This is a genomic window from Vibrio coralliilyticus ATCC BAA-450 (assembly GCF_000176135.1).
GTDB classification, from domain to species: domain Bacteria; phylum Pseudomonadota; class Gammaproteobacteria; order Enterobacterales; family Vibrionaceae; genus Vibrio; species Vibrio coralliilyticus.
In genome coordinates this window covers 388,015-400,783 of sequence record NZ_ACZN01000017.1, presented here as the reverse complement: position 1 = coordinate 400,783, position 12,769 = coordinate 388,015, and the positions used below count along the sequence as shown (strand labels likewise).

Genomic DNA, 12,769 nt, shown 5'->3' with positions numbered 1-12,769 from the left:
CGTTTAAACCAACAGCTAACGCACCTTTCCTTTGGCACTTTAAGTGAAACACTGGCTTGTTAGCTGTTGTATTTTGATAGATTCAATTCAGTGCGTTGAGTATGTTTAGCGGTCTTAGTGCTTCTCCATTTATCTAGATCTTCCTTTCTAGCCGGTTACTCAGGATGTTCCTTTTATGACCCAAAAACTTAATTATGATTTTCTGCCGCCGATTTCTGGTCCCTATGTTCATGCAGTCAAACACAATAAGACGTTGTACATTTCCGGACTGACGGCATTTGGCACTGAATCGCAATCTGGAGGCTTAATTGAGCAAAGTGCTGAAGTATTAGACCAGATCTCGCGGATACTGGATCACGAGCGGTGTACTAAAAGCGATTTAATTAAGCTAACAATCTTCGTGACTGACATCAGCTTACTCCCTTCAATTCGTGAGCAGCTCTTTACCTTCTATGAAGGGCAGCTACCCGCTTGCTCGCTGGTTGAAGTCTCCAAATTGATTCATCCCGATTTGAAGATAGAGATAGAGGCAACCGTAGCTTTGAGTGATTAAGGCTGTATTTTAAGGCCTGCTTAATCAGCTAAGATTAGAGACTAAAAAGGATTTGAAATGAGTAATAAAAGCAATAGAGAAAACTTGGAATTGTATGCCCCTGAAAGCTACTGGGCGGCAACACAAGATGAGCTCGGGCAAATTGTGAATGGATGTGGTACGTCCGGTTGGAAAGGGAAGCTAGTACCGGAGACCTTATATGGATTGTCGGTATCCGAGAGCTGCAATATCCATGATTGGATGTACCATCATGGCAAAGATATTAACGACAAAAATACAGCAGATAGAGTTTTTCTGAATAACATGATTCGCACTATCGAAGATGAGGGCGGGTTCTGTCTTCTGAGAAAGCTTCGTTTACGTCGTGCAAGATTGTATTATCGAGCAGTAGAAAACTTTGGTGGCCCTGCATTTTGGGCGAATAAGAATAAACCGGAAGAATTTAAGTTCTCTCGATATGCGCATGTTTCGAGCGTATAGAAGAGATAACTGGAAAGAGATACGACATGGAATTTTGGAAGTTACTGCTATTTATCCCTGCGTGCTTTGCACTCAATATGACACCAGGGCCAAATAACTTATTGTCGATGAACAATGCCCGTTGTTATGGTTTTAAAGCAGCGTTGGTTGCTGGGTTTGGGCGCATTGTCGCTTTCTCGTTTATGATTGCTCTGGCGGCGTCTGGGTTAGCCGTGATTCTCTACACCTCTGAGGCGTTATTCTTCATCATCAAGCTGGTGGGCGCTCTGTATCTACTCTGGATTGCGTTTAACCTATGGCGCTCTGAAGCCAGCCCAGTCGCAGAGTTGGATAAGACGCGTAGCCACTTTGGTCTCGCGAAGCAGGAGTTTGCACTGGCAGCAGGAAACCCGAAAGCGATTCTTATCTTTACTGCGTTTTTGCCTCAGTTTGTCGATGTGACGGCGAACGTGGATCAGCAATTCTTTACGTTAGGTATTACGTTCTTAACTCTAGAGCTTGCAGCAATCAGTATCTATGCATTATTTGGTTTGTATTTGAGAAATTGGTTTTCACGACCAGCGATGGCGAAACGATTTAATCGAGCGTGTGCTGCGTTTCTTGCTTTTTCAGGAGCCAATTTACTGATTAGCAGACAATAGAATAGCTACTGCCATCTTTACACTTTATAAACAATAAAACCATCAGCATCACGCTGGTGGTTTTTTATTTTCCCCATGGGAATCTAAATATTTTAACCAACTGTTTATATCTCTCTTTTTCTATCCCTATTTTTTTGGAATTAATCTCTCATTGGATTTTATTGTTAAATCTGTTGAAAGTGGGCGGAATATTAAACTTTCTTGAATTCTTATTAGTGCTATTGCTTAAAATTGCGACACAGGTTTTAGTATTTCAATGGATAAAATTTAATCTATATTTCGGACTTATAAAATAAAAAGGAAACAAGATGAGTTCTCCGTTGAATAAAAGCGTCTTACTGGCGTCTCTATTTCTTACCCCTACGCTTGCTCTGGCTGAAATGACCAATGGTGATTTCGAACAATGGAGCAGTTCCTCTCCAACAGGGTGGAACACAATCGATAGTGGCATTTCGGTGTCACAGGAAACCAGCATTGTAAAAAGTGGTAGCAATGCAGCAAAAGTGACGGTCAATACCGGTACGCAAAGCAACACGGACTTTCAGCAGTCTGTAAGTGTGGTATCAGGGCAGACGTATAATTTTTCTGTGTCTGTTTATCACACTGAAGGCAATGTTAAAGCACGCCTGTATGTGGATGGATACCAAAATTACAGCGTACCTAGCCAAACCGGTCAATGGCAGGATATTGCTTATTCGTACACGGCCAGCAGCACCAAGAGCATAAACGTTGGGCTGCGCTTCTATGACGAGTCTGGATTTGATGGTTCCGAAGTCGTCTACATAGATAACTTCCAGCCATCTGATGGTGCTGTAACACCGCCTCCGACAACTTGTAGCAATCATGAAGTCACACTCAACCTGACGACGGACAGTTATGGATCTGAAACAAGCTGGACGTTGAAAAACAGCAGCAATCAGACTCTATTCTCTGGCTCTGACTACGGTAATAACACCAGCTATGAAAAGGCGATGTGTGTTGAATCAGGCCCGTATGTGTTTGAAATAGTTGATTCCTATGGCGATGGCATCTGCTGTAGCTCTGGAAATGGGTCTTACACGCTAACGTCTAACGGTCAAACTCTTGCGTCTGGTGGCGACTTTACCAACTCTTCTCAGCACTCCTTTACGCTTGGTGGTAGCGACCCTGATCCAGAACCACCAGTGCTCGGTGACTACTACAAATCAGCCGAAGGTAAGACAGGCTATACGTTGAAGACTGCGCTGTATAACATCATCAATAACCACAACTCGCAAGGCTACTCTGCTGTTTGGGATTTAGTCAAAACCGCTGATATCGACAACTACTATGAGAAGGACGGGACGATTCTCGATATCTACTCAGAGAAGGTATCTGGCAGTGATTCGATTAACTTTACTAAAGTGACAGACCAATGCGGCCAGTACAGTAAAGAAGGTGACTGTTACAACCGCGAACACTCTTTCCCTAAGAGTTGGTTTGGTGGAAAAGTGGAACCAATGAACTCGGATGGTCACCACTTGTATGCGACAGATGGTTACGTGAATGCGAAACGCAGCAACTGGCCATTCGGTGAAGTTGGCAGCGCGACGTACACGTCTTCTAACGGCTCAAAAGTTGGTTCTGCAGCTTCTAGTCTAGGGTACTCTGGTACTGTGTTTGAACCTATTGATGAGTTCAAAGGTGATTTGGCCCGTGCGTACTTCTACATGGCGACACGCTACGAAAACGAAATCGCTAATTGGGAAGGGAATAGTGATAACTCCAACGCTGTGCTCAACGGTACTAATACGACGGTATTTGAACCTTGGGTTTTGGCTATGTTAAAACGTTGGCATGCCAATGACCCAGTCGACCAGAAGGAAATTGATCGCAACAACGCGGTGTACAATTTCCAAGGTAACCGTAACCCATATGTTGACCACCCAGAGTTCGTCAACATGGTTTGGGGAGACTAACCGAAACAATCAAAGGCCTAACATATGTTAGGCCTTTTGGTTTGTGTGAAAGTACTAGTCCATAAAGGCTAATTCAAATGTGGTTCCACCTTGAGTAACGTACTCAACTTTTACGTTTTCGCCTGAGAGATCAGCAGAGTAGATTTCTGGCTTTCCGATCTGTACCCAGTAAAGCTTACCTGCATCGAAATCGACTTCCATATCTACAACGCCTTCAAATCCGTTACTTTCGTCAATTGAAAGGATTTTTTCGACCTTTCTCGACTCTCCTTTGATGTTTGCGCGATAAATGCCATGTTCATTAGCAAAGTAAAGGAACTTGTCTTTCGGATCTAAATGCATTGCGATGATTTTGTGCCAATCCTCGTAGTGGTCGATACCGTCTTCAACCGATAATTCTTGGCGTCTGTCTACAGTTGAGTGTTCACCTAATGGAAAGCTGATGACTTCCGTTTCTTGGTTAACGCCTAGTGCCATGTACATCCGCTCGTTAGCGTTATCGATAGCCAATGCAGTGTTGTTCGCACAGTAGGCAATACCACACTCTTCCATCGTATCTCCGAATATAAACCGGAAATCTTCTCCCTCAATTGGCGCTCCTGGCGAGTCTGTGTAGTCCGGATAAACCTCAACCACAGTGTCTTGAGTGATACTGGAGGTATACACTTGCCCAGTTTCTTTATCGACCACAACCGGAATGTCACCAGTCATAGGAATTCTGTTCACCATCCGGTATTTTTGACCGTCCAAAGTGACACGCGACAAGGCTTGAGTACTCGGAGAACTTGTCGTCACATAGATTGAATTCTCTGTGACTGCCAAACGACCGCCATAATTAATATCTGCTAACTTACTCGTTTCTTTGGTATCGAGATCGAGTATCTGCAGCTCATTGTAAGGCTTATCATCATAACTGCTGACTAAGTAAAGGTCTTTCGCGAGAGCGTTGTAGCTTAAAGTAATAAGCGCTAAAGCGGAGAGAGTTCGTAGTGTAGGTTTCATTAGTTCCTCGTTTAAAAAGTTGATTAAAATTGAGTGTTAGTTCAGGACGCGTCGAACATGCGTTTAAATCTAGTTGCATATAAATTGTTTTCTAGATGATTAATAATCATTAAGTGGGCTTGAGATTGTTTTTGGAGATTTGAGGCGAGGCGTCAGGACTGCTGACATTTATCGTGTTTGTTTACGCTTGATGCATCAAGGAAATTGAAAGCTGTATCAGGTGAATAAATAGTCAAAAACGAGTTTTTGGGTGAAAGGTAAAGAAAACTAAAAGGGATGGCACTAGCCATCCCTTTTTAGAAATATCGATTCGTATTGCAGTCAATAAGCACTATTTATACTCGCCTCGGATTGAGGCTTCGCGGTAAGCATCCAGTTTGCCTTCCGCTTTGAGTTTCGCTAGTCCTCGGTTGAAGGCATCAACCAGCTCTTGTGAACGAGGGGATTTTTTCGAAATGATAACGAAGTAGTCTCTTGCGGACAGTGTTTTGGCATTCGGCTCAATTTTATCGGTTAAATTGAGTTTGGTGATGGTCTCCATACCAACATCCATATCTTCCAATACAATGTCTAGTCGGCCTGCGCTGAGTTTTTTGTAGTTGTTTTCAGCACTGGCGATACGCTGTATGTTGATTTCTCCGGCTTTTTCCATATCCTCGACCCCATAGGCATAACCTGTTACGCCACCGATTTTGAAGTTCTTAAGGTCTTCTTTGCTGCTCCAGCTTACAGGTTTACTTTTTTGTTGGAACAAGCCAGTACTTAACGTAATAACGGAGTCGGTATAGTGGAAAAACTGCTCTCTGTCAGGGTTTTTACTCCATATCAATGAGCCATCAAAGTTACCAGCTTTGGATTCTTCGAAGCCACGCTTCCACGGCATATAAGTAAACTCAACTTGATAGCCCTCTGCTTCAAAGGCTTCTCTGACAATTTGAGTCATGAAGCCGCCGTTTTTAAGTGATTTGGATTGATACGGCGCCCACTCACCATTGGCGAGTTTAACGGTGTTAGCTTGAGCAAGGCTGGCAAAGAGCAGAGAAACGGTCAGACATAAAAAGGTTTTAATTAAGCTGCGCATTTTTTCTTCCTTAAACATGCAAATAGATTCAATAAAAGAATAGTTGCTGATAAAGATATCACCAAAAAGTTTAAGGGTATTTGTGCTGGTAAACCTAAGGTCTATTAAGGAAGGCAAACCAAAAAAGCGCCACTATATGACGCTTTTGGAAGGTTCAGAACTCGCATTCCGCTTCGAAAGTCATGGGCTGTTTACTGTAAGGATGTTCGATCTCTAATCGCTGTGCGTGTAAGTGCAATCTATCGGAACGTTGACCATAGAGACCATCGCCAACCATAGGTAAATTAAGCCCAAGACGATGAGCACAGTGCACTCTTAGCTGATGCGTTCGACCTGTTTTTGGGTAAAGGTAGAGCTTGGAGCGACCATCACGAGATTCAATCAGTTCCCAATAGGTTTCAGCTGGTTTCCCATGTTCAAAACAGACGAGCTGTCGGGGGCGATCATCAGGATCGCCACGCATTGGTAACTCTATCTGACCACTGGTTTGGTTTACCTCTCCTTCAAGCAATGCTACATAGCGCTTTTGCACTGAACGCGAAATGAATTGTTTCTGTAGGCTCTTGTTCGCACGTTTTGTCAGAGCGAAAACCAGCAACCCTGATGTCGCCATATCCAGTCGATGAATCACGAAGGGGCCTTCTACATCTGGGTAGCGTTGCTGCAGGCGTGTGTACGCCGAGTCCTTGATGGTTTTGCCAGGGACTGACAATAGCCCTGAAGGTTTGTTGACGACCACCATCGCTTCATCTTCAAATAAGATCTCTAGCTCTTTATCTTCTGCCCAGTTTTCTTCCAGCGGATTATCATCAACGGCCATTCCTTCCAGCATGTGGCCCAAAATAGGGAAGCACTTACTATGGCAGGAAGGGTAGAATTTTCCGTGCTGGCGAACTTCTGATTTAGGCGAGACACCCCACCAGAACTCGGCTAATGCCAGCGGCTTAAAGCCATGTTTAAAGGCAAAGTGCAGCAGCTTTGGCGCGGCACATTCGCCAGCGCCTGCTGGTGGTACGGGAGCACTGGTCGGTTTGAATATTGCATTGAGGGATTTCTCTTCCCCTCTGATATTCAGAAAGCGGTAGTTATCAAACAGCTTATTTTGCAACGTATTAGACAGGGTTTTACGCTGCTCTTTCAATGCATTTAAGTTGGTATTTAATTCGTCTAGCTCGCGTTGTAAGACGGCGATTTTTTCGTCCCACTCGAGCTTGAGATATTTAAGTACGTTTTTTTCCGCAACGCTCTGCTTCGCCAGTTCATCGAGCCTGCTTTTTAGCGCTTCTCCTGCCAATGATGATTCAGCGAGTTTACGTTGTGCTTTGCGCTCTGCTCTGCCTGCAATCATAGTCTCGCGTTGTAACTGTTCCTGCTGCTGATACTCAGAGTTCAGCAAGCTTATCTTGTCGGTCAGCTCGGCAATGCGAGGGTTGTTTTTTAATTGATTGAACTTCTGATTTGCCGCCATGATCTCAGCGGTTTCTGCCCGAAAGAAACTTTCTTCTGCCAGCATATCGAAAACGGGTGGGACAAAGCCAGGTAGTAAGTTTTGGTCTGCTATCTTGCCCGAGAATGCTGAAAGGTAACCCACTTCACCCTGAGGGGACTCGACTAGCAATACGCCGAACATTTTGCCTGTACCACTTTGGTTTCCATCGATACCGAAGTCATGCTGCCAATCAGTCTGCTCTACTAAGTGTTGCTGCAATTCTTGTGCAGCAAGTTCACACAGGGGATGCGGCTGATAGAAAAACGGGAAGGTGAACTTGTCAGGCAAGCTATAACCATCAATTGGGGTGTTGAACGGAGTAAACAAATTTTCAGGTTGATGCATTTCAGCTTGCCGTCGTGACGAAAAAACAGAAGGCGAGATTGTACCTGTTTGGAGTGTGATTACCAGTGTGGAAAGGGGAAGAAGCTTCAGCCCAACTCAGGCTGAAGCTAAAACACTGAAAGGCTATCGAACGTACTTGATGGTGGCGCTGATCAACCAGTGATGTGCTGTGCCGTCAGCTTTGGTGATCCATAAGTCGTTGTCGAAGGTTTTTACGCGACCAACGATGGTGACGTCCAGCTTATTGTCGACAACATTTTCCACGCGGATAAATGGATCCGAAGAAATAAGGAAAGGTTGTGCTTCTTTCACTGATTCACCCTGTGCGACGAGATAGTAGTGGTTGAGTTTGCCATCTGTTGGCTCAGTAGAGATGGCTTTGTATCCGACCAATTGAAATCCGTCGCCAATGGGTTGATTAATGATCTCTTGCCCGAGGCGAACGTGCGTAGGGATAAAAACGTAGGCAAGGAGAATACCCAGAACAGCGATAAGAGAGAGTAGTGAAAGTTTGACTTTAGACATGGTGTTGTTCTTTATCCAATATGAAGTGATAGCTTATCACAGGCAATCGCAAAGCGTGGATAGTAGCTTGAAACTCTATTTTCTAAGTTGATATTGATTAAATCAAGTAGAGTTAGCATTCAAAATCAGTTGGAGAAGGTAAGTTAAATTTCTTATTCGGATTTATATTATTTATTATATTAAACTAAGAGCTATATTATATATGATGAATGTAGTTTATTTTTCGATTGGTTTAATTAAATTGATTATCTTTATTTATTGGTTGAGTTTATCTAAAAAATAATTAATAAATTAAATATTCACTTTGGTTCCAAAGACTCATTGGTTTTTATTTCTTTCTTTTAAATTAAACACAAATTTAACAATTCATGCCTATTAATAATTGCCACATAGGGAGCAAATGCTCGAGTAATAGATAGCAAATAAAAGGCAGTGTTATGAGTCGTTGTACAACTACCGATGAAATTTTTAATAAAAGTAAGCAGACACCACTTTCTGAAATTATGTCGAAAGCGTTATCAAGACGAACCATGCTAAAAGGGACTGGCGGGGTAGCAGCATTTGGCGCCATGAGCTCTATAGGCTTGACGGGTTGTGGTACAGACGAAGCTACAGTAGATGTGTCTGATCGTGTTAACTCTCTGGGTTTCGATTCCATAAGCGCAGAAAGTAAGGATGCGTTTACTGTGCCGGAAGGCCACTTTGCACAGGTATTAGCGCCATGGGGAACTCGATTATTTTCAGTTTCCTCACATGGTGACATTATTCATCCCTTTAAACAGGACGGGACGAACAGTCATATTGATCAGCTTCACTCGGTTGGCCAAATGCACGATGGAATGCATTATTTCCCGCTGGATGATACCCAAGGTATTTTATGTATGAATCACGAATTCATAAAAAATGATATTCTCCATGAAGATGGTTATCCAGAGGTAGATGCGCAAGGTCGCCGATTGCCTGATTATGTTCGTAAAGAATATTATGCTCATGGTGTTTCGGTTGTTCATATTAAACTTGAGCAAAGTATTTGGCAGGTAGTAATTGATAGTCCATACAACAGAAGAATTCATTTATCTACCGAAATGGACGTAACAGGCGCTATTACCGACGGTGATTTACTCACAACTAAGTTTACTACTGAAAACAATAAATCTAACGTGACGCACGGTACTTACAACAACTGTGGTAATGGTTTTACTCCATGGGGCACGTACCTAACTTGTGAAGAAAACTGGCCGGGACACTTTAAAATTACGTCGGAACCTGATGATGTTCAATCTCGTTATGGCACGACTACAGATGAGGCTTTTAACGACTGGGATACGCCTGATGAGGGTGAAGAAGCCTTTACTGGTGAGTTTAAACGCTGGGATATTTCAGCAACTGGACTTGCCCCTGAAGAGGACTTTCGCAACTACGATAATGGCTTTGGCTACATTATTGAAATCGACCCGTACTCGCCAAATGCTAAACCCGCTAAGCGTTCGTCATTAGGGCGTTTCCGTCATGAAGATTGTACTTATGGTGCAATCGAACCAGGTAAACCCGTTGTATTCTACAGTGGGCATGATGGTCGATATGAGTACGTATACAAATTTGTTTCTGATGCTTTGTGGGACGAGAACGACGCGAGCGAAAACTTGCCTGTTGGTACCGATCGCATGGCGATTGGTGCTAAATATATGGACCATGGCACACTTTACGTTGCGCGTTTTGATGAGCAGGGGAAAGGTGAGTGGTTGCCACTAACGGAAGACTCGATAGATTTAAGTGGAAATCGCCTTGGTGACACTATTGGTAATCAGGCTAACATTATCAGAAACACGCTTGGGGCGGCTGACGCTATGGGCGCTACGCCGATGGATCGCCCAGAATGGACGGCAGTTGATTATGACACAGGGCTAGTCTACTTGGCTCTGACCAACAATACCGATCGCACTGACCAAGATGTGAATGCCGCCAACCCGCGTCCTTACAATGAGTTCGGCCATATCATTCGTTGGAAGGAGGGCGCAGTCGTGACGGAGTTTGAGTGGGAGTTCTTTGTCTTTGGTTCGTCCGCAGAAGCGGATGCTTCTAGTATCAATATGTCAGGGTTAACGGATGAGAATGAATTTTCGTCAGCTGATGGTATTTGCTTTGATCAACGAGGTATCTTATGGCTACAGACCGATTCCAGTAGCAAACCTGATATTGGTGTGGACAACCAGATTCTTGCTGTCGTTCCAGATGGCCTGGGTCAATCGGTTGATGGGGCACCCGTGCTCAATGTGAGTAACCAAGACCATCTAAAACGGTTTGCAGTGGTACCAAAAGGAGCAGAGTCGACGGGGATTACGTTCACTCCAGATTACCGTCATATGTTCACCAATGTTCAGCATCCCGCGAACTGGCCGCATGAAGCAATGAACGCTTCGGTTGAGACGCCACAAGACGGTCGTACGTGGCGAGCGCGTTCAAGTACTGTGGTTATCTCTCGTTATGATGGTGGAAAGCTCGGTATTTAGACGTATCATTCACGTTCAGCTACGTGTCACCGTCAAAGCTAAATTTGGTGATATAGCGATATGAATAGAAAAATCCCCTCAACTTAGAAGGTTGAGGGGATTTTTATTTGGTGATTTATGTTTATTTGAACATGTGTTTCGCGTGGAACATCAGGTGTTCATCAATAAAAGTAGAGATGAAATAATAGCTGTGGTCGTACCCAGTCTGCATACGCAGTTCTAAGTCTGAACCGTGGGTTTCCGATGCGACTACCAGATTTTCGGGCTTTAGCTGCTCAACAAGAAAGTTATCTGCATCACCTTGATCGACAAGAATTGGTAAAGGTGACTTGGCTAGTTTGAGAAGCTCGCTAGAGTCGTATTCTTTCCAGCTTTCAAAATCGTTCCCCAGATAAGCATTGAAGGCTTTCTGACCCCATGGGCATTGGATTGGATTGCAGATTGGACTGAAGGCAGAAATTGACGTGAATTGCTCTGCGTTTTTCAGGCCGATAGTTAGCGCACCATGCCCGCCCATGCTGTGACCAGAGATGGCCTTGACAGTTGAGACTGGGAAGTTAGCTTCAATGACGCTAGGTAGCTCTTGAATGATATAGTCGTACATACGGTAGTGCGTAGACCACGGCTTCTGGGTCGCATTGAGGTAGAACCCTGCGCCTTTGCCCAGATCATAGCCTTCGTCGTCAGCAACGTCGTCACCACGTGGGCTAGTGTCAGGAGCAACGATTGCTATGCCTAGTTCTGCGGCCTTTTTGAAAGCTCCTGCTTTTTGCATGAAGTTTTCATCGCTACAAGTCAAGCCGGATAACCAATACAACACAGGAACGGGAGACTCCTTGCTTGCGTTTGGTGGCAGGAAGATAGCAAAACGCATAGTGCAGTTTAGTGTTGCAGAATCATGGGTGTACTGCTTGTGCCAACCGCCTGCGACTTTATTCTGACTGATGTTGGATAAACTCATTGATACTCTCTCAGATAAAGTCGCCACATCGGATGATGTGGCGACTTATTAATGGCTTAATCTAGGATTACTGATCCATATGGATAACAGTACGGATGCTCTTACCTTCATGCATTAAATCAAAGGCATCATTGACGGCATCAAGACCCATAGTGTGGGTAATGAATTCCTGAAGACCAAACTCACCCGCCATGTAGCGTTCAACAATTTCAGGAAGTTCAGAGCGGCCTTTAACACCACCAAAAGCACTGCCACGCCATACACGACCGGTTACCAGCTGGAATGGACGAGTTGAAATCTCTTGACCTGCACCCGCAACACCGATGATTACCGATTCACCCCAACCTTTGTGGCAACATTCAAGCGCTTGACGCATTACGTTAACGTTACCGATACATTCAAATGAGTAATCTACGCCACCGTCTGTCATCTCAACGATAACTTCTTGGATTGGTTTGTCGAATTTTTGCGGGTTGATACAGTCAGTCGCGCCAAGCTGCTTCGCTAGATCGAATTTGCTTTCATTGATGTCTATGCCAATGATGCGACTTGCACCAGCCATACGAGCACCGATGATTGCAGATAGACCAATACCGCCAAGACCGAAGATAGCAACCGTATCGCCTTTTTCTACTTTAGCAGTGTTAAGAACTGCGCCCATACCGGTTGTTACCCCACAACCTAGAAGACATACTTCTTCAAGCGGTGCTTCTTTGTTTACTTTCGCTAGTGAGATTTCTGGGAGAACTGTGTACTCAGAGAAAGTCGAACAGCCCATGTAGTGGAATATAGTTTCTCCATTGATGGAGAAGCGGCTTGTTCCATCTGGCATCAGGCCTTTACCTTGAGTTTCACGCACTGCTTGGCACAGGTTAGTTTTACCTGAAGTACAGAACTTACACTCGCCACACTCAGCGGTGTATAGAGGAATAACGTGGTCGCCAACTTCAACGCTTGTTACACCTTCACCAACCATTTCAACAATACCACCACCTTCGTGACCAAGGATTGAAGGGAAGATACCTTCTGGATCGTCACCTGATAGTGTGAATGCGTCCGTGTGACAAACACCGGTTGCTACGATGCGTACTAGCACTTCACCTGCTTTTGGAAGTTGTACATCAACTTCTTCCATTTTTAGTGGCTCGCCAGCAGCCCATGCCACCATTGCTTTTGATTTGATAGATGTTTGACCTGGTTGGATATCAAGTGCCATTGGATGTTCCTTTATATGTAATTGTTTTT

11 protein-coding genes are annotated in these 12,769 nt (G+C 44.2%); 5 read left to right on the top strand and 6 right to left on the bottom strand.

The window, feature by feature from the left end:
• The first annotated feature begins 175 nt into the window (after positions 1 to 175).
• The 4 genes from VIC_RS17010 (at position 176) to VIC_RS16995 (ending at position 3,611) form a co-directional block, all read left to right on the top strand.
• The gene (locus tag VIC_RS17010; RefSeq protein ID WP_039952146.1) at positions 176 to 553 is read left to right on the top strand and encodes a RidA family protein; all 378 of its coding nucleotides are present in this window, start codon (positions 176 to 178) and stop codon (positions 551 to 553) included.
• Between the two features lie 57 nt (positions 554 to 610).
• On the top strand, positions 611 to 1,033 hold the full coding sequence (locus VIC_RS17005; protein ID WP_050778633.1) for a hypothetical protein: 423 nt from the start codon (positions 611 to 613) through the stop codon (positions 1,031 to 1,033).
• Positions 1,034 to 1,059: 26 nt separating this feature from the next.
• Positions 1,060 to 1,674: a LysE family translocator gene (locus VIC_RS17000; protein ID WP_006961310.1), complete on the top strand. Its 615-nt coding sequence runs from the start codon at positions 1,060 to 1,062 to the stop codon at positions 1,672 to 1,674.
• Between the two features lie 308 nt (positions 1,675 to 1,982).
• On the top strand, positions 1,983 to 3,611 hold the full coding sequence (locus tag VIC_RS16995; RefSeq protein ID WP_006961309.1) for an endonuclease: 1,629 nt from the start codon (positions 1,983 to 1,985) through the stop codon (positions 3,609 to 3,611).
• Positions 3,612 to 3,665: 54 nt separating this feature from the next.
• Here VIC_RS16995 and VIC_RS16990 read toward each other — a convergent pair whose 3' ends face one another.
• From VIC_RS16990 to VIC_RS16975, 4 genes are all read right to left on the bottom strand, one after another.
• Positions 3,666 to 4,613, bottom strand: coding sequence for a hypothetical protein (locus VIC_RS16990; protein WP_006961308.1), 948 nt, complete (start codon positions 4,611 to 4,613; stop codon positions 3,666 to 3,668).
• Between the two features lie 331 nt (positions 4,614 to 4,944).
• Positions 4,945 to 5,694, bottom strand: a complete 750-nt coding sequence (locus VIC_RS16985) for a substrate-binding periplasmic protein (RefSeq protein WP_006961306.1) — start codon at positions 5,692 to 5,694, stop codon at positions 4,945 to 4,947.
• Between the two features lie 154 nt (positions 5,695 to 5,848).
• Entirely contained in the window at positions 5,849 to 7,528 is a 1,680-nt protein-coding gene (locus tag VIC_RS16980) for an RluA family pseudouridine synthase (RefSeq protein ID WP_006961304.1), read from the bottom strand.
• Positions 7,529 to 7,651: 123 nt separating this feature from the next.
• Complete coding sequence (locus VIC_RS16975; RefSeq protein ID WP_006961302.1) at positions 7,652 to 8,053, bottom strand: hypothetical protein; 402 nt, start codon at positions 8,051 to 8,053, stop codon at positions 7,652 to 7,654.
• A 437-nt stretch (positions 8,054 to 8,490) separates the two neighbouring features.
• Here VIC_RS16975 and VIC_RS16970 point away from each other — a divergent pair, with 437 nt between their 5' ends.
• Positions 8,491 to 10,563: a PhoX family protein gene (locus VIC_RS16970; RefSeq protein ID WP_006961301.1), complete on the top strand. Its 2,073-nt coding sequence runs from the start codon at positions 8,491 to 8,493 to the stop codon at positions 10,561 to 10,563.
• A gap of 121 nt (positions 10,564 to 10,684) precedes the next feature.
• Here the strand turns inward: VIC_RS16970 and fghA are convergent, their stop codons facing one another.
• Positions 10,685 to 11,524, bottom strand: a complete 840-nt coding sequence (fghA, locus tag VIC_RS16965; protein ID WP_006961300.1) for an S-formylglutathione hydrolase — start codon at positions 11,522 to 11,524, stop codon at positions 10,685 to 10,687.
• Positions 11,525 to 11,591: 67 nt separating this feature from the next.
• Positions 11,592 to 12,740, bottom strand: a complete 1,149-nt coding sequence (locus VIC_RS16960) for an S-(hydroxymethyl)glutathione dehydrogenase/class III alcohol dehydrogenase (protein WP_006961299.1) — start codon at positions 12,738 to 12,740, stop codon at positions 11,592 to 11,594.
• Positions 12,741 to 12,769: the final 29 nt, after the last annotated feature.

Coding starts and splice junctions, on each gene's coding strand:
- VIC_RS17010 (WP_039952146.1), top strand. CDS start 176: ATGACCCAAAAACTTAATTATGATTTTCTGCCGCCGATTTCTGGTCCC.
- VIC_RS17005 (WP_050778633.1), top strand. CDS start 611: ATGAGTAATAAAAGCAATAGAGAAAACTTGGAATTGTATGCCCCTGAA.
- VIC_RS17000 (WP_006961310.1), top strand. CDS start 1,060: ATGGAATTTTGGAAGTTACTGCTATTTATCCCTGCGTGCTTTGCACTC.
- VIC_RS16995 (WP_006961309.1), top strand. CDS start 1,983: ATGAGTTCTCCGTTGAATAAAAGCGTCTTACTGGCGTCTCTATTTCTT.
- VIC_RS16990 (WP_006961308.1), bottom strand. CDS start 4,613: ATGAAACCTACACTACGAACTCTCTCCGCTTTAGCGCTTATTACTTTA.
- VIC_RS16985 (WP_006961306.1), bottom strand. CDS start 5,694: ATGCGCAGCTTAATTAAAACCTTTTTATGTCTGACCGTTTCTCTGCTC.
- VIC_RS16980 (WP_006961304.1), bottom strand. CDS start 7,528: ATGCATCAACCTGAAAATTTGTTTACTCCGTTCAACACCCCAATTGAT.
- VIC_RS16975 (WP_006961302.1), bottom strand. CDS start 8,053: ATGTCTAAAGTCAAACTTTCACTACTCTCTCTTATCGCTGTTCTGGGT.
- VIC_RS16970 (WP_006961301.1), top strand. CDS start 8,491: ATGAGTCGTTGTACAACTACCGATGAAATTTTTAATAAAAGTAAGCAG.
- fghA (WP_006961300.1), bottom strand. CDS start 11,524: ATGAGTTTATCCAACATCAGTCAGAATAAAGTCGCAGGCGGTTGGCAC.
- VIC_RS16960 (WP_006961299.1), bottom strand. CDS start 12,740: ATGGCACTTGATATCCAACCAGGTCAAACATCTATCAAATCAAAAGCA.